The organism is Paenarthrobacter nicotinovorans (assembly GCF_021919345.1).
Lineage (GTDB): Bacteria > Actinomycetota > Actinomycetes > Actinomycetales > Micrococcaceae > Arthrobacter > Arthrobacter nicotinovorans.
In genome coordinates, this window is sequence record NZ_CP089293.1 from 3,481,683 (window position 1) to 3,505,971 (window position 24,289).

19 protein-coding genes and 1 tRNA gene are annotated in these 24,289 nt (G+C 59.3%); 10 read left to right on the top strand and 10 right to left on the bottom strand.

The genetic code is table 11. The annotated features are described in order from the left end of the window. Positions 1-31 precede the first annotated feature (31 nt). Positions 32-108 (top strand) — tRNA-Pro (locus JMY29_RS16115). 189 nt (positions 109-297) lie between these two features. On the opposite strand, the gene JMY29_RS16120 is transcribed toward JMY29_RS16115, so the two are convergent. Next, positions 298-870 (bottom strand): hypothetical protein, encoded by a 573-nt coding sequence (locus tag JMY29_RS16120; RefSeq protein ID WP_189075416.1) that lies wholly within the window; start codon positions 868-870, stop codon positions 298-300. Positions 871-1,160: 290 nt separating this feature from the next. Between JMY29_RS16120 and JMY29_RS16125 the strand changes: the two genes are divergently transcribed. From JMY29_RS16125 to JMY29_RS16150, 6 genes are read left to right on the top strand one after another with little or no spacing between them, the layout of a single operon-like run. Then, a complete protein-coding gene (locus tag JMY29_RS16125; RefSeq protein WP_189075417.1) occupies positions 1,161-3,641 on the top strand; it encodes a type I restriction-modification system subunit M in 2,481 nt (826 codons plus the stop codon). Between the two features lie 2 nt (positions 3,642-3,643). Then, positions 3,644-4,792 (top strand): restriction endonuclease subunit S, encoded by a 1,149-nt coding sequence (locus JMY29_RS16130; RefSeq protein ID WP_189075418.1) that lies wholly within the window; start codon positions 3,644-3,646, stop codon positions 4,790-4,792. Then, positions 4,789-5,727: a GIY-YIG nuclease family protein gene (locus tag JMY29_RS16135; protein ID WP_189075419.1), complete on the top strand. Its 939-nt coding sequence runs from the start codon at positions 4,789-4,791 to the stop codon at positions 5,725-5,727. Before JMY29_RS16130 ends, JMY29_RS16135 begins: the two co-directional genes overlap by 4 nt. After that, complete coding sequence (locus JMY29_RS16140) at positions 5,724-8,822, top strand: type I restriction endonuclease subunit R (protein ID WP_189075420.1); 3,099 nt, start codon at positions 5,724-5,726, stop codon at positions 8,820-8,822. Before JMY29_RS16135 ends, JMY29_RS16140 begins: the two co-directional genes overlap by 4 nt. After that, positions 8,809-9,552, top strand: coding sequence for a M48 family metallopeptidase (locus JMY29_RS16145; protein WP_189075421.1), 744 nt, complete (start codon positions 8,809-8,811; stop codon positions 9,550-9,552). The genes JMY29_RS16140 and JMY29_RS16145 overlap by 14 nt, the downstream gene beginning before the upstream one ends. Then, complete coding sequence (locus JMY29_RS16150) at positions 9,536-12,112, top strand: AAA family ATPase (RefSeq protein WP_189075422.1); 2,577 nt, start codon at positions 9,536-9,538, stop codon at positions 12,110-12,112. Before JMY29_RS16145 ends, JMY29_RS16150 begins: the two co-directional genes overlap by 17 nt. Positions 12,113-12,433: 321 nt before the next feature. On the opposite strand, the gene JMY29_RS16155 is transcribed toward JMY29_RS16150, so the two are convergent. Then, entirely contained in the window at positions 12,434-12,586 is a 153-nt protein-coding gene (locus JMY29_RS16155; RefSeq protein ID WP_189075423.1) for a hypothetical protein, read from the bottom strand. A 115-nt stretch (positions 12,587-12,701) separates the two neighbouring features. Then, positions 12,702-12,914: a hypothetical protein gene (locus JMY29_RS16160; RefSeq protein WP_189075424.1), complete on the bottom strand. Its 213-nt coding sequence runs from the start codon at positions 12,912-12,914 to the stop codon at positions 12,702-12,704. Positions 12,915-13,038: 124 nt separating this feature from the next. Here JMY29_RS16160 and JMY29_RS16165 point away from each other — a divergent pair, with 124 nt between their 5' ends. After that, positions 13,039-14,304 carry a helix-turn-helix domain-containing protein gene (locus JMY29_RS16165; RefSeq protein WP_018777057.1) on the top strand — a complete coding sequence of 422 codons (1,266 nt, stop codon included), beginning with the start codon at positions 13,039-13,041 and terminating at the stop codon, positions 14,302-14,304. Between the two features lie 70 nt (positions 14,305-14,374). Here the strand turns inward: JMY29_RS16165 and JMY29_RS16170 are convergent, their stop codons facing one another. Continuing rightward, positions 14,375-15,313, bottom strand: a complete 939-nt coding sequence (locus JMY29_RS16170; RefSeq protein WP_018777058.1) for a phosphoribosylaminoimidazolesuccinocarboxamide synthase — start codon at positions 15,311-15,313, stop codon at positions 14,375-14,377. Between the two features lie 2 nt (positions 15,314-15,315). Further along, the gene (gene purD / locus JMY29_RS16175; protein WP_018777059.1) at positions 15,316-16,626 is read right to left on the bottom strand and encodes a phosphoribosylamine--glycine ligase; all 1,311 of its coding nucleotides are present in this window, start codon (positions 16,624-16,626) and stop codon (positions 15,316-15,318) included. 111 nt (positions 16,627-16,737) lie between these two features. On the opposite strand from purD, the gene JMY29_RS16180 reads away from it, so the two are divergent. Next, complete coding sequence (locus tag JMY29_RS16180) at positions 16,738-17,754, top strand: asparaginase (RefSeq protein WP_055971075.1); 1,017 nt, start codon at positions 16,738-16,740, stop codon at positions 17,752-17,754. A 21-nt stretch (positions 17,755-17,775) separates the two neighbouring features. Beyond that, positions 17,776-18,186: a sterol carrier family protein gene (locus JMY29_RS16185; RefSeq protein ID WP_189075425.1), complete on the top strand. Its 411-nt coding sequence runs from the start codon at positions 17,776-17,778 to the stop codon at positions 18,184-18,186. A gap of 71 nt (positions 18,187-18,257) precedes the next feature. Here the strand turns inward: JMY29_RS16185 and JMY29_RS16190 are convergent, their stop codons facing one another. The 5 genes from JMY29_RS16190 to JMY29_RS16210 form a co-directional block, all read right to left on the bottom strand. Next, positions 18,258-19,745, bottom strand: coding sequence for a C4-dicarboxylate transporter DctA (locus tag JMY29_RS16190; RefSeq protein WP_018777062.1), 1,488 nt, complete (start codon positions 19,743-19,745; stop codon positions 18,258-18,260). A 178-nt stretch (positions 19,746-19,923) separates the two neighbouring features. Beyond that, positions 19,924-20,826: an endonuclease domain-containing protein gene (locus JMY29_RS16195; RefSeq protein ID WP_229778571.1), complete on the bottom strand. Its 903-nt coding sequence runs from the start codon at positions 20,824-20,826 to the stop codon at positions 19,924-19,926. Between the two features lie 236 nt (positions 20,827-21,062). Further along, complete coding sequence (locus JMY29_RS16200; RefSeq protein ID WP_055971064.1) at positions 21,063-21,830, bottom strand: SDR family oxidoreductase; 768 nt, start codon at positions 21,828-21,830, stop codon at positions 21,063-21,065. Positions 21,831-21,867: 37 nt separating this feature from the next. Next, positions 21,868-22,614, bottom strand: coding sequence for an aspartate/glutamate racemase family protein (locus JMY29_RS16205; protein ID WP_039242867.1), 747 nt, complete (start codon positions 22,612-22,614; stop codon positions 21,868-21,870). A 32-nt stretch (positions 22,615-22,646) separates the two neighbouring features. Next, complete coding sequence (locus JMY29_RS16210; RefSeq protein ID WP_189075426.1) at positions 22,647-24,212, bottom strand: NCS1 family nucleobase:cation symporter-1; 1,566 nt, start codon at positions 24,210-24,212, stop codon at positions 22,647-22,649. Between the last annotated feature and the right edge of the window lie 77 nt (positions 24,213-24,289).

Genomic DNA, 24,289 nt, shown 5'->3' on the forward strand with positions numbered 1-24,289 from the left:
CTATTCTTGAACAGTTGCTTTCGCAGCGGATCGGGATGTAGCGCAGCTTGGTAGCGCGCTTCGTTCGGGACGAAGAGGTCGCAGGTTCAAATCCTGTCATCCCGACCAAACACGAAAATGGCGTCGAGAAATCGGCGCCATTTTTGGTATCCGGGAACCGGGCAGAAAGTACCTCTAAAACGCCCAGCATGGCCCCTTGTTCGGACGATTGGGTCGATCCACGGACAGACATCGCCAGCGCGGGTTTGATCGATCGGTAGGCCGCTTGGGCCGCGAAGATGTCAGCGAAGGGTTGATTCAGATCCGTGCCATCGGAGCCTCCTGGTCCACAAAGAAACGGTGGTAAAAGGATTCATTGAGGAGGCGCCGGACCTTGTCCGCTGCTTTTTCGTAGTACGACTTCGGGTCAGCGATCTGATCAATCGTCCTAGCAAGAAGCTGACCCCCTACCGTGATCTGCTCGCCGATGTTCGCCAGGCTGCCTTCGATGCGGGAACGTTGAACGCGCAGCTCATGCATTTTCTCCCGGATCTTCGACGGCGGCAGGATGCCATCGGCCGCAATAATAACGAGCCGGCTCTCCTTGGCCTCAACTTCCTTGAGCTGATTCTTGTACTTCGCGTACATCTCCTTTATGTCCTGCTGCTCACCGACAAGGGCTTCATCCAGTCTGGCGCGAATGTCCTCCTCGAAGGCTTTGTCCGGCACAAGCTGACCGTAGGATCCGGCCACACTGTCCTCGATGAGATAGGCCGGTAGATAGGGAAGGTCGCACTGACCTTCCTGGCGGGCACGGCAGAAGAAGTACTCAGGAAGAGTTCCCCCACGCCCTTCAATTGAAGGACGGGGCGCATCTTTGCGCACCGTCACGCTAGAAAACCACGCCAGGCTCCCCCACGGCTTCGACGTCCGCTTCGCCATCTATCGCACGATTGCAACCATCGACCTAGTGGCGATGAGACAGTGGTCGAGAGCCTCAGGGACCTATAAGATACATGCCGATTGTGGTATACTTTAGGCCAGTTAGCGGGCCGTGGTTGAGACTTCTCCCTACCCGCGAACCTACCTCGCACAGCCTGACCTGCCCTGGTTTGTCATTGCTCCCCGGTAGATTGAAACCAACACTAAATGGCTACCGTCGTGTGGCTGGAGACTGCCGCATGACAAGTTCAACCGAATCAGGATCAACACAAGGGGTACGGGCCGTGGCGCTTAAGAAATCGGATCTCTACAGCTCGCTCTGGAAAAGCTGCGACGAGCTGCGCGGAGGCATGGATGCATCTCAGTACAAGGACTACATCCTGACGATGCTTTTTATGAAGTATGTGTCCGACAAAGCGAAGACTGACTCCAACTCCCTGATTGAAGTGCCGGCTGGTGGCTCGTTTGACGACATGGTAGCGCTGAAGGGCAACAAGGAGATCGGCGACAAGGTCAACAAGATCATCGCCAAACTCGCAGAGGCCAACGGGCTTCAACTTGTCATCACAATGGCAGACTTCGATGACGAGGAAAAGCTCGGAAAAGCCAAAGAGATGGTGGACCGTCTCTCCAAGCTCATAACAATTTTCCAGGAGCTTGATTTCCGCGGTTCACGCGCCGAGGGTGACGACCTGCTCGGCGACGCATACGAATACCTCATGCGCCACTTCGCTACCGAGTCCGGTAAGTCCAAAGGCCAGTTCTACACCCCTGCCGAAGTCTCACGAGTTATTGCCAAGTTGATCGGCGTAACGCCGGACACCCCACGCTCGGCAACGGTGTATGACCCGACTTGTGGCTCAGGTTCGTTGCTGCTCAAGGTGGCAGCCGAATCACGTAATGGGCTCACTATCTACGGCCAGGAGAAGGACAACGCCACATGGGCGCTGTCCAAGATGAACATGATCCTGCACGGCAACGAGATCGCTGACATCCGCAAAGGGGATACGATCACCAACCCGCAGTTCAAATCGGATGACAGCCTAAACACTTTCGATTTCATCGTAGCTAACCCTCCGTTCTCCATCAAATCTTGGAACAACGGCTTAGAGAACGAATTCGGGCGCTTCGAATTTGGTACGCCACCTGAAAAGAATGGCGACTACGCGTTTCTGCTCCACATTCTGAAGTCGATGAAGAGCACTGGCAAAGCCGCTGTCATCCTTCCCCACGGCGTACTGTTCCGCGGCAACGCCGAAGCAGCCATCCGCAAGCAACTCCTTAAGCGTGGCTTCATCAAGGGCATTATCGGCCTACCTTCCAACCTGTTCTATGGCACCGGCATCCCGGCCTGCATCATCGTGCTCGACAAGGAAAACGCCCATAGCCGGACTGGCGTCTTCATGATCGACGCGTCCAAAGGTTTCCTGAAGGACGGCAACAAGAACCGCCTCCGCTCCCAGGACATGCACAAGATCGTCGATGTCTTCACCAAGCAGCAGGAAGTCGAGCACTATTCGCGTTTGGTGCCGCTATCTGAGATTGGCGACGACGCCAATGACTTCAACCTCAACATCCCGCGCTACATCGATTCCTCGGAACCTGAAGACATCCAGGACCTTTATGCTCATTTGCATGGCGGCATCCCGAAACGCGACATCGATGCCCTGAGCGCCAGCTGGGATGCGTTCCCGTCACTGCGACAGCAGCTATTCAAGAACACTGGACGCGAAGGATATAGCGAACTAACTGTCGACATCTCGGACGTACAGCAGACCATTCTGGATTCCGACGAATTTGCCCAATTCTCCGACAAAGCTCGCGCTGAGGTTGCCACGTGGTATGCGACTCACCGCGCGGCACTTGAATCGATCGACGAGAATACAAGACCCAACGATGTTGTCGCCGAACTGAGCGACGACTTGCTCGCTCGTTTCAAGAGCACGGCACTCTTGGATGAATATGCCGTCTATGAGCAACTCATGACGTACTGGCACACCACAATGCATGACGACGTCTTCCTGGTCATGAACGAGGGGTGGCTGAATGCGGCCAAGCCACGCAAGACCATCGAAGACAAAGACCGGAAAATTACCGAAACACCGGACCTTGTGGTCGGAGCGGGCCGGTCGGCGTTCAAATATAAGATGGACCTGATCCCGCCGGCTTTGATCGTGAACCGTTACTTCGCGAAGGAACGGGGCTATATTGACCAGCTGACTGCAATCGAGGACGAAGCAGCTCGCAAGATCGAGGAGTACACCGAAGAGCACGCAGGCGAAGATGGACTCCTTGCCGATGCCATGGACGATGGCAAGATTAGCAAGGCCCTAGCCACCGCACGGCTCAAAGAATCCAGACGTGAACACGGCAACCCGGAAGAAATCAAAGCCCTCGAACATCTGATCAAGCTCTATGAAAGTGAAGTGGCGGCTAGGAAGCTCGCCAAGGACGCTCAATTCAAACTGGACAGTGCTGTCCTTACCACTTATGGCAAACTCACCGAACAGGATGTGAAGCAGCTCGTTCTTGACAACAAGTGGCAGGAATCCATCGCCAGCGGCATCGCCGGTGAAATCACGAAGCTGACCCACCATCTTGTGACCCGAATCAAGGAACTCGGCGAACGGTACGACGAAACGATTGGCGATCTCGAATCCGAGCTTGATGAGCTAAGCACCAAGGTCGCGAAGCACCTGGCTGAGATGGGGGTCAACTGACAATGGGCACGTTGACCTGGCAAAGCACTAAGCTGTCCGATCTGGCGACGTCCGTCTCCTCGGGAACAACCACGCAGCGGAAGACAGACGCGCGGTTTACGCTTTATGGCTCAACCGGACCCATTGGCTTGACTGATAGGGCCGAGTTTGATGGCCCCTCGATCCTGGTAGCCCGAGTGGGAGCAAATGCTGGCACCGTTTATCAGGTGGACGGTCGCTACGGGGTTTCAGATAACACCCTGGTCGTGAGACTCGCACCGAATCATGACGTGAACTTCTACACGGAAGTGCTCCGCGGAATGAACCTAAACACTATGGTCTACGGATCTGGGCAGCCTCTCGTGACTGGTTCTATGATAAAAGCCCTCCACGTGCCGGCGATCTCAACAGCGGAACAAAGGCGCATTTCTGGGGTCCTTCGTGTCGCTGATACATTCATCAGTTCTCTAGAAGGCTTGATCGCCAAAAAGCAGGCAATCAAGCAAGGCATGATGCAGCAACTGCTCACCGGCAAGACCCGGCTGCCGGGCTTCACCGAGCCATGGACGAAGCAGCACCTTGGATCTGTCGGTTCTTTCCTAAAGGGCCGTGGAGTCAAACGCGATGATGTGCGCTCGTCTGGCATTCCATGTCTTCGGTACGGCGAACTCTATACAGCATTCAATGACTACACGTCATTTACAAATTCGTTCGTATCGCCGGACATTGCAGCCACCGCGCTACCCCTGAGGACCGGCGATCTTCTGTTTGCTGGATCCGGCGAGACCCGCGAAGAGATCGGGAAATGCGTGGCGTACATCGGACCCACCCCAGCAGTCGCGGGTGGCGATATTGTGGTGCTTCGCGGTGATGGATTCAACCCTGTCTATCTTGGCCTACTCGCCAATACTTCAGTCGTCGTCGAACAGAAATCCCGCGCTGGCCAAGGAGACGCCGTTGTCCACATCAGCAGTCGGGCACTCGCTGACATAGAGGTGGACCTTCCGCCTCGCGATGAGCAGGATGCAATCGCAGAGGTTGTCGTCGATGCCGATCGTGAAATCAGTTTGATTCGTGGCCGTTTAGCGAAAGCTAAGTCGATTAAGCAAGGAATGATGCAAGAACTCCTGACTGGTCGCACCCGGTTACGGATTATGGAGCCATCCGCGTGAGTGTCGGCAAATCGGTTCGACTCTTTCTGGCAGATGGGACGCCAGGCGGTCTTCTGGCAGCTGAAATCATGAACTGGACTGGTCACGTTGCTGCTGCCCCACGATCCGACCTCGGCGCCCTGCTGAAGCGCCCCGAAGCGTCACGAACGGGTATCTACATCCTTCTCGGAGACGATCCGGACATCATGGGTGGATCGCTTGCATATGTCGGCGAAGGCGATGATGTAGGCAAGCGTCTATATCATCACTCACGGAATGAGGATCAGGGCGGAAAAGACTTCTGGGATCGGGCAATCGTTCTCACGAGTAAGGATTCAAACCTAACCAAAGCACACGCCCGCTATTTGGAGTCTCGGTTCATCTCATTGGCGCAGGAGGCCAACCGTTCGCGGCTCACCAACGGCACAGCACCCCCTCTCCTACCACTTCCAGAGTCCGATGTATCGGACATGGAGTATTTCGTAGCACAGGCCAAAATCGTCTTGCCCGTACTAGGCGTCAACATCTTTCGAACGACGACACTCAGACAGCCGGCAGACCCGACGGACGTAGCGGCTCCGGCCGATCCTTCCATCTCGCCGATTTTCGAGATGTTCGTCAAGAAGTACAGCATCAGAGCAACGGCGCAAGAAGTGGATGGCGAGTTCACGGTAAAGAAGGGTTCAATGGCCCGTCTTTCCCTCACCGAGAACTCAAGCAACTATGAGTTACTCCACGACGAGCTCCTCAATAGCGGACAGCTTGTTCAGGACAGCGAAGACTCAGCTATCTTCACCCAGGATATCGTCTTCCGTAGCCCATCGGCTGCCGCAGCAATCGTGGCGGGCAGGGCAGCAAACGGCCGAGTTGAATGGCGTATTCCGGGCGCTGGCGTAAACTTCGGAAGCTGGCAGAATCAGGATGTTGAAAGTAATTTTGGGGGAAATGAATCATGAGCACAGTTGGACAGATTGAACGTAGGACACAAGACCGCGTTGTCGACCTGTTCCAAAATGAACTTGGATACGAGTACCTGGGAAACTGGGAGTATCGCGAAAGCAATTCGCACATCGAAGTCAGCCTGCTTGAGCAGAATCTGCAGGCCCGCGGGTACGACACCAATCTGATCAACAAAGCCGTTGAGCAGTTCAAAAGGAGCGCGTCTCTCGGCGGCGGCCGCAATCTGTACGAAGCTAATCACGAGGTCTACAACCTTCTCCGTTATGGCGTGAAGGTTAAGCCCGGTATCGGCGAACAGACTGAAACCGTCTGGCTTGTGGATTGGCACAACGCTGAAGCCAACCACTTCGTTGTCGCCGAAGAAGTCTCGATCAAGGGTGAGCACAACAAGCGACCGGATGTCGTTCTCTACGTCAATGGTCTGGCGCTTGGTGTCATCGAACTCAAACGCTCAAAGGTCGCCGTCTCCGAAGGCATCCGGCAGAACATCGGCAACCAGAAGAAGGACTTCATCCGTCCGTTCTTTAGCACGGTGCAGCTGGTCATGGCCGGCAACGACGTTGAGGGTCTGCGCTACGGCGTCATCGATACGGCTGAGAAGTACTGGCTCGAATGGAAAGAGCCGTCCGACATCGAGGAACCGCTCGATCGGGCGCTCGTCCAGATGTGTTCGAAGAGCCGATTCCTGGAGATAATCCACGACTTCATGGTGTTTGACGGTGGCACGAAGAAGACTTGTCGTCACAACCAGTTCTTCGGCGTCAAAGCCGCCCAGGACCGCATCGCCAAGCGCGAAGGCGGCATTATTTGGCATACCCAGGGTTCGGGTAAATCCCTCACCATGGTGTGGCTGGCTAAATGGATACGCGAACATCAGACGCGCGGCGAAAGCCAAGCTCGTGTCCTCATCATCACCGACCGTACCGAGCTGGACGATCAGATCAAGCGAGTCTTCAGCGGTATCAACGAGGACATCTACCGCACGAAGAGCGGCGCTGATCTTATTGGTTCGCTAAACAGCAATGACCCTTGGCTGATGTGTTCGCTCGTGCACAAGTTCCGCGGTGGCGATGACGATCAAGCACAGAACGACGCCGATGGCGACTTCATCGCCGAGCTCAACTCCAAGATTCCGGCTGGCTTCTCAGCTAAGGGCAATCTGTTCGTCTTCGTCGACGAAGCCCACCGCACCCAGTCCGGCAAAATGCACAAGGCCATGAAGCAGCTCCTGCCCGGGGCTATGTTTATCGGTTTCACCGGTACCCCGCTACTGAAGGCGGACAAAGCAACCAGCATAGAGACCTTCGGAAGCTTCATTCATACCTACAAGTTCAACGAAGCGGTCGAAGACGGCGTGGTACTCGACCTACGCTACGAGGCCCGAAACATCGATCAGGATCTCATCTCATCGGCCAAAATCGATCAGTGGTTCGAGGCAAAGACCAAAGGCATGACTGATCTTTCCAAGGCTGAGCTCAAAAAGCGTTGGGGCACGATGCAAAAAGTCGTCAGCTCCGAGCCTCGATCTAAGCAGATCGTTAACGACATCCTGCTCGACATGGAGACGAAGCCGCGTCTCATGGACAACCAGGGCAACGCCATGCTCGTTGGATCCAGCATCTATCAGGCGTGCAAATTCTACGAGATGTTCTGCCAGGCCGGATTCAAGGGCAAATGCGCCATCGTCACTAGCTATGTCCCTCAGGCCAGCGACATCTCCAAAGAGGATTCAGGCCACGGTGCAACTGAAAAGCTGCGCCAATACGACATCTATCGGCAAATGCTTGCAGATCACTTCGATGAACCGGCTGACCAAGCGGTGACGAAAATCGAGCAGTTCGAAAAGGAAGTCAAAGACCGCTTCATCAACGAGCCCGGTCAGATGCGCCTTCTAATCGTTGTCGACAAGCTGCTGACTGGCTTCGACGCACCAGCAGCAACGTATCTATACATCGACAAGACGATGCGCGATCACGGACTCTTCCAAGCCATCTGTCGCGTCAACCGTCTCGATGGTGACGATAAGGACTACGGCTACATCGTTGACTACCAGGACCTCTTCAACTCCCTGGAAGACGCCATCACAGACTATACGTCCGGAGCTCTCGACGGTTACGAGAAGTCCGACATCGAGGGGTTGCTCAAGGACCGCGTCCAGCAAGCACGCGAGGACCTCGACGAGGCCCTCGAACGCATACGCGCGCTTTGCGAAGCGGTTGAACCACCCCGGGGAACTCTTCAGTACCAGCGCTACTTCTGCGCCATCGAACAGGGCAACGCCCAGCAGATAAAGAACAACGAAGCCAAGCGCGTCGAACTGTATAAGTCTGTGGCCGCATTGGTTCGTACTTATGGAGCCATCGCCAACGACATGTCGGAGGCTGGATACAGCGCGACTGAAACTGCAGCCATTGCCAAGGAAGTCACCCACTACGTCGCCGTCCGTGACGAAGTTAAGCTCGGTGCTGGCGAGAACGTGGACTTCAAACAATATGAAGCCGGCATGCGATTCCTGCTGGACACCTATATCCGCGCCGATGCATCTGAAGTCGTCGCGGACTTCCAAAACGTTGGGCTCATTGACCTGATCGTTGAACAAGGAGCGGCTGCGATTGACAAGCTCCCTGCTGGGATCAAGAAGGATCCTGAGGCGGTCGCCGAAACCATCGCGAACAACATCCGCAAAGTCATCATCGATGAGAACGCAATGAATCCGAAGTACTACGACAGCATGTCCAGCCTGCTTGACGCCATCATCGAGCAACGCCGCAAGGGTGCCCTCGATTACAAGGAGTATCTTGAGCAGTTGATCGCCCACGCTAAGAAGGTTGGCTCAAAAGAGTCTGACGCTGTCTACCCCGCCTGGGCATCAAACGGTGCGCAGCGTGCCATCGTCGACTTCGGCTGGGCTGATCCGGCCACTCCGATCCAGGTCGATACCGCCATCATGACGAGCAAACCGCACGGTTGGGTTGGCAACACGTTCAAGGAGAAGGAAGTGGCGCGAGCAATTCGTCGCGTCCTACCGGCTGACTTCGAACGTTTCGATGAACTCTTTGATTTGGTAAAGGCCCGAAATGAGTACCGCTAGCGCCTACCTCACCGTCTCTGGGATCGATGTCGATGTCATCTACAAGAACATCAAAAACCTGCATATCGCCGTCTACCCTCCCCTCGGCCGGGTGCGCGTTGCGGCGCCTGAACGACTCGATGACGATGCCATCAGGCTTGCTGTCGTACAGCGACTGCCATGGATCAAGAAGCAGCGCGAGCAGCTTCGCAACGCCGTGCGTCAGACCGAACGCGAAATGGTCACGGGCGAATCCCACTATGTATGGGGCCAGCGATACCGCCTCAAGGTCGTAAACGAACCAGGGCGGATTCAGTTTGCTATCACCGGTAAACGGTTGACTGTATATGCTCCGGACGACAGCACGCCGGACAGTCTTCGTGCAGCTCTGGACGAGTGGTACCGCACCGCTCTCAAGCGCGAGATCCCGGAACTCATAGCTAAGTGGCAGCCAGTTATTGGACGAGATGTGGCGAAGTGGACTGTGCGCCGCATGAAGACCAAGTGGGGTAGCTGTAACCGCGAATCGGCCCACGTCTGGTTCAACATAGAACTCGCCAAGAAGCATCCGCACTGCCTGGAGTACATCGCAGTCCACGAAATGATGCATCTAATCGAACGGCACCACAACGAGCGTTTCACTGAGCTGATGGATCAACACCTGCCAGACTGGCGTGCTCGAAGAGATGAGCTCAACGCCGCACCTTTAGTTCAAGAGAAATGGGGAATCACGGATGTCGCTGGAAGCTGATATCGCTACATGGATAGGCACTCGCCCAACGTGGCAGCAGCAAGTCTTTTCTAGTCTCTGCAAGGGAGATCCAATTGGCGAAGCCGAGATTGACCAAATCGCGGAAGACCTCCTGACTGGATCCGTTGCCGATGCGCTACAGCTCAGTGCATCAGATATACCTGGCGGCGCGGCAATCTCGGATCCTGTCCGACTTCTCCAGCTACGGAATGTCGAGGGAATCAACGCTCTCGCATCAGACCAGACGCTGACCTTTTCCGGCAGCGGCCTCACAGTGATTTACGGTGACAACGGCAGCGGCAAGTCAGGCTACGCGCGGCTCCTTCGGACAGCCGTCAGGGCGCGTGTGCACGGAGATGTGCTGGGAAATGTCTTCGCTTCAAATGGATCTGACGATCAACACGCGGTTTTCGAGTACGTGGTCGGCGACGCCAGCAGAACTGATGAATGGAAATGGCAGGAGCCGTTCAGCGGAGAGCTTGCGCAAGTTCAGTTCTACGACGATGCGTGCGGCCACGCGTATGTCAGTACGGCATCTGAAATCAGCTACAGACCTTCTGCACTCGAGTTGCTTGATCAACTTGGCCAGGTCTGCGACGCCGTGTGCGCCACCCTCGACGAGAAGTTGCAGGAAAATACGAACTCGAAAGCCTCGATGCCGGTCGTGCATCCGGACACGAAGGCTAGCGCATTTTTGTCATCGCTCACTGGGCAAACAACGAAAGAACAGTTAGACGTCGCCCTGACATCAAGGGCTGATATCTCAGAAGATCTGAGTAACGCGATCCAAGCTGAGGCACAGCTCAAGAGTAGTGACCCGGCCAAGGAACGACAGAGACTGAACAATTTGGCGACGGACTATAAGACTATCGCCGCACATTGCAAGCTGGTCTTCAGCAGCCTGTCGACAGATGGACTTCAGCTACTCGCGAAGACACGGAAGGGTGCGCTAGAGCTTCGTGCAGCCGCGAAGATCGCGTCTTCCGATAAGTTTTCCGAGGAGCCTCTCGACGGAGTCGGCAGTGAAACATGGCGGACGCTATGGGAGGCAGCCAAAGCCTTCTCGGAGACCGATGCATACACTGGACACGATTTCCCTCATGTCGAAGAAGAAAGCCGCTGTGTCCTGTGCCAGCAAGTACTGGACAAAGGAGGGGCGGAGCGTCTCAGTCGATTCCGCACCTTCATGACCGACACCACCGAAGAAGATGCCAAAGCGGCCGAAGGATTATTGCAGGCCAAGCGAGCTGAGCTGGCTATGCTTCATCACTTACCGGCTACAATCAGCGCATCTTTGACAAGGCTTACGATCGCCGACGATCCGACAGCCACCAAGGCGGAGGAGTGGCTACAGAAAGCTATCGACACCGCTTTGCAAGCTGTTAAATGGATTGACGGTCAGCAGGATGATCCTCCAGCTGCACTCGTGGAGTGCTCGGCGGCAGCTCTGACCACAAAGGGTGATGAGTTGACCAAGGAGGCCCTTGCGATAGATTCTGGCACGTTCCAAACACAGCTAGCCAACGCCTCTGCTGCGGTCAGGGATCTGCAATCCCAAACAGCCCTGATTGGTGCCGCAGATAGCATTCGGCAGGAAGTGTCTCGTCTAGCCCTGCGTACAACGATCGAAAAAGCCAAGCGGTCGACAGACACGGGCGTCATCACGCGCAAGACAACTGAGCTGACGAAAGAGCACGTTACTCGCTTAGTACGAGACAAATTCACACGCGAGACTGAACGTTTACGGCTAACCGGAGTTACTCTGGACCCACAGCGAGGAAAAAAGAACACCCTACCTCACCTTCCATCGCTCGTGAACACTACGTCACGGGCCTCCGTGACGGACGTCCTTAGCGAGGGAGAAAAGACCGCTCTCGGCCTAGCCGGATTCTTCACAGAAGTTGCATTCGACGAAACGCGGTCAGCAGTGGTTCTTGATGATCCGATCACATCCTTGGACCATGGCAGACGCTCCATCGTCGCTCGACGCATTGTTGAACTTGCTGAAGACCGCCAGGTAGTCGTGTTTACTCACGACATTAGCTTCGTCGGCGACCTCGTGAAGCATGCGGACGAGTTTGGTGTGCCCGTCGCCAGGCGATGGATCAGCCGCCAAAAGGAATCGACGGGTTACTGCCTTGACGGCCACCCATGGACAGCAAAAGATGTTTCGACTCGCATACATGACCTAAAAACAGAGGCGGCAAGAATCGCCAAGGAGCGGAAAGATCTGAATCCAGAGGAGTACGACCGACGATGCTCCGCTTGGGCTGGCGATCTGTCCACCACCTGGGAGCGGGCAGTAAACCTGGAGATCGTCTACCAAGTGGTCGATCGTGGAACGGCTGAAGTTAAACCGAAAATGTTCAAGCTACTTGCTGCAATCACCCAGCAAGACAACGATGAGTTTCAACTGGGATATAGTCACGCATCCAAGTGGACGCGCAGACACGACCAAGATCCCGAAACGAACTACACCCCGCCCGAGCCTGAGGAGCTGGAGAGTGAGATCAGTCGTTTGGATGAATGGTTCAAACGCGTCCGCAAGTACCGAAACTAATAGGCCTTGTGACGGCACTCATATCAGCGGACCTCCAGCAAGAACATCCGGGCGGTGTCGTAACTGCAACCAACCCGCTTGGCGATGTCCCGGATGATCATGCCCTGCTAGCGGAGGCGAAGAATCTCCTTCTCCTTGGCGGGTGTCAGACCACGAGGCCTGGCGCGTACGCCACGCTCTGTAAGTAGTCGCAGGAAGGCTGGCTTGGCGATACCACTTTCTTTGGCGAGAGTCGTGCTCATCTCGCCGGCGTGGTAGCGAGCGACAAGCTGATTGAGTTCGTCAGGTGTGAAGCGATCGGAAAGTCGAGGCAGCAGGTACCTACGTGATCATGGGAGGCATCTGCTCTGCTGCAGGTGCGGCGGCCATACTTCTGTTTCCCACGCTGGAACCGCCAACCCTGGCTTCGATCACCGCAGCCGGGGTGGTGCTGTTCATCGTCGTTGCGGCCTTTGTGGCTTCGGGTGCTGCCAAACGTGAATCGTTGAGCGAATGAATATTCCCGGCGCCATTGCACGCCCAAATGGGCAAAAGTAAAACCCCGGGGCATCGCTCGTCACGCCCCGGGGTTTTACTAACTACAATTGATTTACATTGGATCCGGCCAGTTACCGATGGACATCGGCGTGTAGGTGGTGTCGGTTGACTTGGTGGGCGCGGATACGCGCATAGGATCGGGCCAGTTGCCAATGGCGCTTACGGTGTTGTCTGCTGCCGGTGCGGCAGAGACGACCGCGGGAGCCGCAACCGTCAAAGTCAGTGCGCCTACCAAGGCCACTGACGCGAAGATTTTCTTGAACATGATGTACCCCAATGCGAGTCGGATTCGTTACGGAAATTGCGCGGTCCCTGTTGACATACATTGTAAAATGTTTTCCACAGAGACTGTCAAGGTTTTGGTCAAAAGACACCTGTAGGAGGGACCCGTGGGAAACGGATTCGGCGAGAAACTACGTGCCGAACGGCTCGAACGCGGGTTAACGCAGGCAGAGCTCGGCAAGAACCTGTACTCGCCCAGCTACATTTCACTGCTGGAAACCGGCAGGCGCGAACCTACGGCAGAGGTCATCGAAGAGCTGGCCCGCCGGCTGGAACTGGCTCCCAAAGCGTTGGAAGCGTGGAGCCAACCCGTCTCCGTCAGCGATGCCGAGTACGTCCTGGCCGGCCTGTACGCCCGCCAGGCGTGGGACCTGCGGGACTACCAACTCGCCGCGAGCCACGCCGCCACCGCAGCGCAAATAGCCCTCGAGGCCAAGAACAACAGCGCCTGGTGGAACATGACCTATATGCAGGCCGAGTGCGTGATGAAGCAAGGCCAGCTCAAGGAATGCCAGCAGATCGTTGAGCACCTGCTGGAGCACCCCATGGCCACCGAATCCGCCGGCCTCGGAGTACGCGCCTGGCAGATGCTTGCCGCCGTGTGCCACGGACAAGGGCAGCTGGCCACCGCCGTCGAGCATGCCAAGCAGGCAGTGAAGCTCAGCGAGCAACTGCCCAAGGGCTCCACCCTCATCATTGGCGCGCACCGCGCGCTGATCGGTGCATTGGCTGAGAGCGGCAAGCTGGATGAGGCCTGGGAGTATTGCCTGGCGATGATCGAGCACATGGACGAACATTCCATGTCCCAGTTGGCCGGTGAGGTCGCGTGGGTGGTGGGCAACGTCGCTTTCATGCGCCACGACTACGTGGAGGGCATCAAACACCACGAACGCGCCGCCAAACTGCTCTCCCCCGCCAATGACATCGAGCTGTGGGCCCGCTTCAACAAGGCTTCGGCAGCGGTACGCCTGTCTTCCGGCATCGTGGAACCGGAAACCCTGTCCGCCATTGAACGTGCAGAACTCGCGCTGTCGATCGTGGGAGGCAACAAGACGGACCAGTTGGAGGTCGCTTTCATCCGCGCCCGGTGGCTCTATCTCACCGGCGACATTCCGGCCGCCGTCGAGAAACTCCGCGAAATCCATACCGACCGCAAGGTCTTGGCCCGCCACACGGCCGGCGAAGTTTCACTGCTGTTGGGTAAGTCGTTGAAGGCTGCAGGAGAAGCGTCGGAAGCTCTGAAGTTCCTGGAGGAAGCCCAGCACGACTTCAGCGCCGCGGGAGCCTCGGACAGGGTCCAGCAAGCCATGGACGCCGTCCTGGAGATCCGTTTGGCCGAGCGCCGGGCTGCGAAGGAACACTCCCAAGCCTGATTAAACAAGTGAGTCGCAGTTCATGCCGATATGAGCTCAAACGGCATGAACTGCGACTCAGTTGGATGCTTTACGCGAACGTGCGGCCCGTGAGCTTCTCGTAAGCCTCCACGTAACGGGCACGGGTGCGCTCCACAACGTCGGCGGGAAGTGCCGGCGGCGGGGTGTCCGAGGACTTGTCCCAGCCGGATTCGGCGGAAGTCAGCCAGTCACGGACGTACTGTTTGTCATACGAGGGCTGCGACTTGCCGGGCGCGTACGTGGACGCATCCCAGAACCGCGAGGAATCCGGCGTAAGGACCTCATCACCAAGGGTGATCACACCCGTGGCGGCGTCGATACCGAATTCCACTTTGGTGTCGGCCAGGATGATGCCGCGTTCACGGGCGATCTCCTCGGCGCGGGTGTAGATCTTCAGCGTGAGCTCGCTCAGGCGGGCAGCAATGTCATCGCCCACCATCGCCACGACGTCGTCGTAGGTGATATTGACGTCGTGCTCGCCAACCTCGGCCTTCGCAGACGGCGTGAACAGTGCCTTCTCCAGGCGGGAGCCATCAACCAGGCCCTCAGGCAGCGGGATCTCGCAGACGGTGCCGTGTTCCTTGTACTCGGCCAGGCCCGAACCCGTCAGGTAGCCGCGGGCGATGCATTCCACCGGGAACATGTCCAGCTTCTTGCAGATCATGGCCCGGCCCTCGACCTCGGCAGGCACTCCGCCTTCGACTGTTGAGGCCAGCACGTGGTGCTCAACGTCCAACTGCTCGAACCACCACAGGCTCAGCTGGGTCAGGACGCGGCCCTTGTCCGGGATCTCGCTGCTGAGGACGTGATCGTAGGCGCTGATGCGGTCGCTGGCGACAACCAGGACGCATTCCTGGCCGATCTTCTCCGTGATCGCTTCATCGGCGGGGACATAGAGGTCCCGGACCTTGCCGGAGTAGACGTGGGTCCAGCCCGGGAGATCCAGGGTCTCGGTCTCGAAACCGCCTGCGGGAAGGGATTCAGTCATGCTCACGCCTGCACTTTCGGGATGGTGCCGGTGGCCGCGTACGGCACCCGGATTTCGCCGCGGGCGGCCTTGCCTGCGATGTCCGTACGGAACTGTGAGCCTTCAAGCTGAACCAGCTCGACGCCGTCGTACGCTTTCTCGCGGGCCTCCACCAGATCCGAACCGAGCGCCACAACCGCCAGGACGCGGCCGCCGGCGGAGACAACCTTGCCTTCGTCGTCCAGCTTGGTACCGGCGTGGACCACGTGGACACCGTCCAGTTCGTCGACCTTCTTCAGGCCACGGATGCGGTCGCCTGTGCGGGGTGCGTCAGGGTAGTTCTCGGCAGCAACGACGACGGCGACTGCCGTGTCCTTGGACCAGCGCAGCTCTTCGGCGGTGTCCAGTTCGCCCTTGGCAGCTGCCAGCAGCAGCGCACCGAGCGGCGTCTTGAGGCGTGCCAGGACAGCCTGGGTCTCCGGATCGCCGAAACGGACGTTGAATTCGATGACGCGCGTGCCGCGCGAGGTGAGGGCCAAACCGCAGTACAGGACGCCGATGAAGGGCGTGCCGCGGCGGGCCATCTCGTCCACGGTGGGCTGGGCCACACGGTCTATGACTTCCTGGACCAAGCCTTCGGGGGCCCACTCCAGCGGGGTGTAGGCACCCATGCCGCCGGTGTTGGGGCCTTCGTCGTTGTCGAAGATGCGCTTGAAGTCCTGTGCCGGGGACAGCGGGACCGTGGTCCGGCCGTCGCAGAGGACAAACAGGGAAACTTCGGGGCCGTCAAGGAATTCCTCGATCACCACGGTTCCACCGGCGTCGAAGCAGGTCTGCGCGTGCGCCAGGGCCTCCGCGCGGTCCTTGGTGACAACGACGCCCTTGCCTGCGGCCAGTCCGTCGTCCTTGACGACGTAGGGAGCGCCGAAGGTGTCCAGGGCGTCTGCGGCTTCCTCTGCGTTTTCGGCCACCCGGGCCATGGCCGTGGGAACGTTCGCTTCAGCCATGATCTGCTTGGCGAACGCCTTGGAGGCTTCCAGCTGGGCGGCTTCCTTGCTGGGGCCGAACACCGGAATGCCGGCCTCGCGCACGGCATCGGAGACACCGGCTGCCAGCGGCGCTTCCGGGCCAACAACTACCAGGTCCACGCCCAGCTTGGTGGCCAGGGCGGAGACGGCTTCCGGGTTGTTCCCGTCAATAGCGTGCGTGGGCACGAGTTTGCTGATGCCCGCGTTGCCGGGGGCCGCGTGGACCTCGGAAACGTTGGGGTCTTCAAGCAGAGAGCGGACAATGGCGTGTTCGCGGCCGCCTGGGCCAATGACGAGTACCTTCACAGTCTTCAAGGGTACTTTGTGTGGAGCGCTCGGCCTAAGCTGTGTCACGCAGCGGACCCGGCGCGCACCCGCCTCGCCCGGGAACCACCCCGCCACGCCTAGACTTGCTTCATGCCCATGAGTTCGCATGAAACGTTCAACGTTGAGACCGCCGTCGAACTGGCAGTGATCGAACGCAGTGGCTTCATCGAGTCCCGGCACATAGGTGCGGCCGTGGTCCTCGCGGGTGACGGTTCCGTTGTCACCCGCCTCGGCGACATCGACGCTCCCGTCTTCGCCCGGTCAACCCTCAAGCCCTTCCAGGCCCTCGCCTCCATGCAGTCCGGAGTTCCGCTGCGCGGCGCCCAGGTGGCCGTGGCGTGCGGAAGCCACACCGGATCCCTGGACCACATGGACGTAGTGGAGGGAATGCTCAAAGCGGCCGGCGTTCGGGAGGAACACCTGCAGTGCCCCACCGCCTGGCCCCAGGACGAGACAGCCCGGAACTGGCTGGTCCGGTCCGAGCGCGGGCAGTCCAAGCTCGCCTTCAACTGCTCCGGCAAGCACGCAGCCTTCCTGTGGGCGTGCACCGAAAACGGCTGGGACCTCCGCAGCTACCTCGAACCGAACCACCCCCTCCAGCAAAGGGTGCGTTCCGTGATCGAGGAATACAGCGGCGAAACCATCTCACACCTGGGCATCGACGGCTGCGGCGCTCCTGTTGCCGCGCTCTCGCTGACCGGGTTGGCCCGTGCCTACTCCCGCCTGGCCAAGTCCCCGGGCGATAAATCCTCCAACGCCCGCGCAGCCACCATCGCCACGTCCATGCTGGATTACCCGTGGGCCGTCCAGGGCAAGGGTGAGTCGAACACCGTCGTCATGGAAGAGCTGGAGGTTCTGGCCAAGATCGGCGCCGAAGGCGTCCTGGTCCTGGCCACCCCCACTGGCGCCACGGTGGCAGTCAAGGTTCTGGACGGCAACCTCCGCGCCACCACCCTTGTGGGACTGACCCTGCTCGCCGTGAGCGGGGCGGTGGACATCCCGGCCGTATCCAACGTCCTTGAACGGGTGGTGGAGCCTGTTCTGGGTGGCGGTCATGAAGTGGGCAGGATCCGGCTGGGCCACGCAGTCTCTGCCCTGCTGGACTAGTAGTTAAGAAGGAAAGAACCCATGGCTGTTGCACGACGCCGCGTCGACATCTCCGAGGGCCGGGCTGCGCTGGCTGCCTGGCAAACCGCCGTCGGGCCTTCCAGTGGTGAAGCCGCCGGTGAGCCTGGCACCGCTGCCGGGACCACGCCGTCGCGCGCTGTGATAGCGACGGCGGTCCGCTACACGCTGGAAGAAGTCACTGCGCGTGCGCCCGGCAATTCAGTGGAGGTCCGCGTCCCGCCCTTCGGCGTCACCCAATGTGTGGAGGGGCCCCGGCACACGCGCGGCACTCCCCCGAACGTCATAGAGACCGACGCCGACACCTGGCTTGGTTTGGTGACCGGCAGCATCACCTGGGCCGACGCCGTTTCGGCCCACAAGGTGACCGCCTCCGGTTTGCGCGCCGATCTTTCTGAACTGCTGCCCCTCTAAACGGGTTTTTGTACAGCTGATGCCCCTAAGACCACGTCTTAGGGGCATCAGCTGTACAAAAACTCGCCAGGTCAGTCAGGGCAGACCGGGGTGGACGGTTGCCCGGGCTTGCTCATCTCGAACTGGGGGATGTCGTCCGCTGCAGGTCCGCCGCGGAACTTCGGGGAGGGCTGCTGGCCGGTGCTGATGCGCTCCAGCTCCTGCTGTGCGTAGACCTCTTCCTTGCCGAGCATGATGGCCGTGTCCTCGTTGGTGATCTCGCCGTTGAAAGCGCGGACCATGACGCTGCGGTCGAACTGGCCTTCCCACTTTGCGACAACGAAGGTCGCTACGCAGTTGCCCAGCAGGTTCACCACGACGCGCATGGAGTCCATGAGGCGGTCGGCTCCGAGGAGGAGTGCCACGCCGGCTACCGGGAAGATACCCAGTGCGGCCGCGGTGGCGGAGAGTGCCAGGAAGGACGAGCCGGGAACGCCCGCCATGCCCTTGGAGGTCAGGAGCAGCACACCCAGCGCCGCCAGTTGCTGGCCGAGGTCCAGGTTGTGCCCGAACGCCTGGGCCAGGAACAACAGGGAGATGGAAAGGTAGATCGCTGCGCCGTCGAGGTTGAAGGAGTAGCCGGTCGGAACCACGAGACCGGTGGTGGCACGGGAGCAGCCGGCGTTGGTCAGCTTGGTCATGATGCGTGGCATGACAGCTTCGGTGGAAGCCGTGCCGAGAGCCAGCAGGAACTCCTCCCGGGTGTACTTCAGGAACTGCCACAGCGGAACACGGGCGAAGCCCCAGGCCACGAGGAACAGCAGGCCGATGAAGACGATCGCGGCGCCGTAGCAGGACGCTATCAACAGGGCATACGTTCCAAGGGTGCCCACGCCGTACTGGCCGATGATGAACGCCATGGCACCGAAAGCACCGATGGGGGCCACCTTCATGATCCAGGACATGATCTTGAAGATCAGCTCCAGGACAGTCTCCATGAGGCTGATGACCGGGAGGCAACGGTCCCGGCCGATGACCACGATCGCGGCGCCGAAGAAGACCGAGAAGAAGAGCACCTGGAGCAGGCTGTTGTTGGCGAAAGCGCCGATCACGCTGACGGGAATGACATCCAGGATGAACGCTGCGGCGTCCTTGGGAGGCGCGTTGCCGGTCTTGGCGTTCAGTGCGTCCTGGGAGAGCGTTGAGGGGTCAATGTTCAGGCCGGCACCCGGCTGGACAATGTTGCCGACGATGAGCCCGAAGACCAAGGCGAAGAGCGTGGCGCCGGTGAAGTACAGGAGGGCTTTGACCCCGACCCTTCCGACCGCCTTGACGTCGCCCACTGCCGAGATGCCTGTGACGATCACGAGGAAAATCAGCGGGGCGATGATCATTTTGATGAGTTGAATGAATCCATCACCCAGTGGCCGGAGTGCGGACCCGATGTTCGGCCAGAAATGACCGATGAGCACACCTGCGACGACGGCGATCAGGATTTGAAAAAAGAGCGACTGGTACAGCCGCTTTTTCTTCTGCGGGGCCGAACTCGCCTTCAGCGCCGCGGGGTCTGGGATCTTCATTGATCTGAACCAATCAGTTTGGGAACAGCCCCTCGTTTTGGGGGGATGTTTTCAATGTAAGCCCGGTCACACCATTCCGCAAGGGGAAATTCGATTTCCATATTGTGGAAGTCACAATTGGTTTTTTGTACAGGTGATGCCCGCATGGGGGTGTTTAGGGGCGGGAGCTGTACAAAAACTACGCTGCCCAGCCCTGCTTGCGGAGGGCCTGCGCCACCCGGGCAACCACCCACCTCTGCCCCTGCCGCATGTCGATCCTGTTGATCTTGACCTGCCGCCAACCGGCGTCTGCAACCCGCTGGTCCCGATAGGCGTCCAGCGCCTGCTGTTCGGGAGACAGATGATGAAGGCCTTCATACTCCAGGCAAATGCGATATTCAGGGCATCCCAAGTCCGTCCACACAGGCCGCCCCAGGGCATCCATCACTGGACAGTTGGGCATAAACGCCGGCAAGCGGGCGTCCTCCAGCATGAGTCTCAGCTTGGTTTCCGGCGGGGAGTCGACACCCACCCTCAAGTCGTCGAGCGCCAAGCGGGCTTTGCGAACACCATGGACACCGTTGGCCCGCGCAACGAACGCGCGTAGTTCGGACAAGGAAACCATCGCTACCCTTGCCGGACCGAACGTGCGGGTATGTTCGCTGACAATGGCGTCGCCGGCCACTACCAAGTCTTCAATCGGCAGCATGGTGGCCAGGTCCACCCATGTACGCGCCACGGACGTGAGCACAACGCCGTCCAGGTCAGCGAGGTCACCGTCCCGCAACGTCAGCCGGTGACCGGCCACCCCTCTTCGCCGCGGCAACGACCCACCCCGTGACCGCGACAGGTGGATAAATCTCCCCGGTTCGCGAAAGTGGGGGCCGCTCTTGGGACCCCAAGGAACAGGTTCCGCAACTGCGGTCACCGGCCCGCCGTCGTCGGGTTTGAAATGCGCCCAAGGAGGCAACGGCAGTCCCAGTACCTCAGCGGCACTGATGTGGCTGAGGAAATCGCCCTGACGAAGTTCAAGATGGGGCCGGGCGATGTCCAGTAGCGTCTGCGGTTTCTGCGGAATGCGGAGTCCGCGGCTGGGCACCATCAGGTCCTTTGCCCGGAGTCGCTTGGGAGCGACGCCATATTCCGCGGCCTCCTTGATGGTAAAGGCGCGACTAGAGAGGGCAGGGGGAAGAGGCGACAAAGGACGCATGCCCTATTGAGTCACAACGAAGAAGCCGGCGGGACGTTATCCACAGGTCCGCCCGCTCGGCCGCGAGTTTTTGTACAGCAGATGCCCTTAAGGGCCCGATTTAAGGGCGGTAAGTGTACAAAAACTCGCTAGCCGCGGCCTACGAACGGCATTCCGGCAGCAGTGACCACCAAGGATCCAACACTGGCCGTGGCCGGCATGTTGGCCATCATGAGCACGGCGCGGGCAGCATCTTCCACCGGAAACATGGGTTCCACTTTGCGGCTGCCGTCGGCTTGCAAGGCCCCTGAGCCCACGCCGATGGTGTCCATGATCTCGGTACGGGTATTGCCGATATCGATCTGCCCGCACGTGATCCCGAACGCCCGGCCATCAAGCTCGATGCTCTTGGTCAGGCCCGTCATCGCATGCTTGGTGACCGTGTAAGCCACAGACCTGGGCCTGGGCGAATGGGCGGAGATGGAACCATTGTTGATGATGCGCCCACCCTGCGGTTGCTGGTCCTTCATGGCCCGGACAGCCTCCGCAGCGCACAACATGGACCCTGTGACGTTGACACGCAGGGTTGCTTCCCACTCGTCAACGCCAATCTCCCCCACGTCCCCGGCCGGTCCGAAGACCCCGGCGTTGTTGAACAGCACATCCACCCGGCCCCAGCGTTGGCGCACCTCCGCGAAAAGGCGCGCGACGTCGTCGGGCACTGTTACGTCGCAGGGAACCGCCAGGGCATCCGGATGGCCGTCGGCGGTTTCAAGCAATTGCGCCTCCCGCCGCCCGGCCAGCGCTACCTTGTAGCCATCGGCCAGCATGAGCCTGGCGACGGCCCGCCCGATACCGGAACCGGCCCCGGTAACGACGGCGACCCTCAGGTCGGCGGGCAGGCTGGAGTCAGTCATGTGGTTGCCTCTCGGGTGGTGCGTTCAGCGCTTTGGCTCAGCGCGCGGCTTCGGCGGCCTGGGCTGCGGTTATCGGCCAGCCTATGACAGTCTTCGGGCGGGGCGTGGCATACGTTCGCACCTTGGACGTGGACAGGCCAAGACGGACCAAGGACTCGGCAATCGTGACCGCAGCAGCAACCCCGTCAACCACGGGAACCCCGGTGCGTTGGCGGATCTGCTCATCCAGTCCGGCCATGCCGCCGCAGCCAAGGACGATCACTTCGGCCTTGTCATTCTGCACCGCTTGCTCCGCCTGGCCCACGATCGCCTCGACCGCACGTTCCGGATACTCCTCGAGTTCCAGCACAGCCATGCCACTGGCGCGGACGGACGCACAACGCGCTTCCAGCCCGGCGAGCTTGAGCCGGTCCTCGATGAGGGGAACCGCGCGGTCGAGCGTCGTCACCACGGAGTACTTGTGGCCCAGGAACATCGCCGTGCTGGCTGCGGCCTCGGTGATGTCCACGACCGGCACGTCCAGCAGTTCCTGGAGGCCTTCGCGGCCGTGCTCGCCGTAGCCGGCTTGGATGACGGCGTCGAACGGTTCCGGATAGTTGACCACGGCGTCCATGACGGCAATCGCGGCCAGGTAGCTTTCGAAGTTGCCTTCGCAGGAATCGGCGCCGAAGTGGGGTGTGATTCCGATGATCTCGGTGCCGGGCGCCGCCACCGCGCGGGCCTGGGCTGCAATGGAATCGGTCATGGATTGGGTGGTGTTGACGTTCGCGACAAGGATGCGCATGGAATGTCCTTTATATCTTTGGTTGACGGCGCTCAGTGCGTGCTGGCGACGGCGATTGGCTCGCCGGAAACGTCCTCGTGGACCTGCTTCTTGTCTGCCACGGCGAAGTACGTGAGCGCAGCGACGCCTGCTCCGATGAACCAGGCGAACGGAGCTGCGGCCGCCAAAGCGGGAATGAACGCGATGGCGATGGCCATGGCAGCGGCCGGAAGCATGGCGATAATGGCCTTGGGGTTGACGCCGCGCTTGTAGAAGTACGCGCCCTTGGGGTCTTCCGAGTACAGCTCCGGAACATTGACCTTGCCGCGCCGGACCAGCCAGTAGTCAGCCATGACCACACCGAACAGCGGGCCGAGCAAGGCGCCCAGGCCACCGAGGAAGTACACGATCACGATGGGGTTGTTGTAGAGGTTCCAGGGCAGGATGACCAGGCCGATGGTGCCGCTCACCCAGGCTGCCTTGCGGAAATTCAAGTGCCGCGGGAAAAGGTTCGTCAGTGCATAAACCGGGGCCACGAAATTGGCCATCAGGTTCACCGCGATGGTCAGGATCAACAGGGCAAGGCAGGCCAGGACCAGCAGGAGCGTATTCGGGATGCTCTGCACGATGTCCGACGGGCTCTGGATGACAGTGCCGTTGATCTTGTACTGGCCGCCGGCCATGACGACGACGATCGCACCAAAGACAAGCATGTTGATGGGGATGCCCCAGAAGTTGCCCTTGACGATGGACTTCTTGGACGTTGAAGAGCGGGTGAAGTCGCAGAAGTTCAGCACGAACGTTCCGTAGATGGATACCCACAGGGCGCCGCCGGCGAAAATGGTGAGCCACATTTCGGTGCCCTCAAGGCCCTTGATGCCGCTCCACTGGATGGCACCGCCGGCTTCGATGAAGACCCACACTGCAATGGCCGCCATCGTCACCAGGATGATGGGGCCGGCGAAGGCCTCGTACTTACGGATCATTTCCATGCCGAAGCTGACGATCACCAGCTGCACGATCCACAGCGCCACGAAGGAGAACCAGCCAAGGGTTGAAAGGCCGAGGATGGAGTTGCTGTCCAGGTCCTTCAGTCCGGGAGCCACGGCTACCAGCAGGACCCGGAGGACCACCGACGCCAGGTACGTCTGGATGCCGAACCAGGCAACGGCAACGGCACCGCGGACGAGGCTGGCGATCTGGGCTCCCCTGATGCCGAAGCTGATGCGGCTCATGACCGGGAACGGGACACCTGTCTTCTGGCCCATGAAACCTGAAAAATTCAGGAGGGCGAACAGAAGGACGGCGCCGATGCCCAGGGCTACCAGGATCTGCCATCCTCCCAGGCCCAGGGAAAACAGCCCGATGGCGAAGGCATAGTTACCCAGGCTGTGGACGTCGTTGGCCCAGAGGGTAAAGATGCTGTAGCTGGTCCACTTGCGGCCCTTGGCCTTGGTGGGGGCGAGGTCGATGTTGTAAAGACTGGGACTGATGGTACGGCCTGCGGCTTCGGAAGCAATCGCGCAAAGATCCGTGTTTCCCACGACCGGGTGGTTGGGGGCACCCGTCTTTGCGTCTTCCGGAGTCTCATTGACGCCGACTGATGAAGTCGTCTGCATCGTGGATCTCCACTTCGTACTGATTCCACATTATGGAATCGAGTTATTGAATAGTGAAAGAACTCTATGACGCAGGT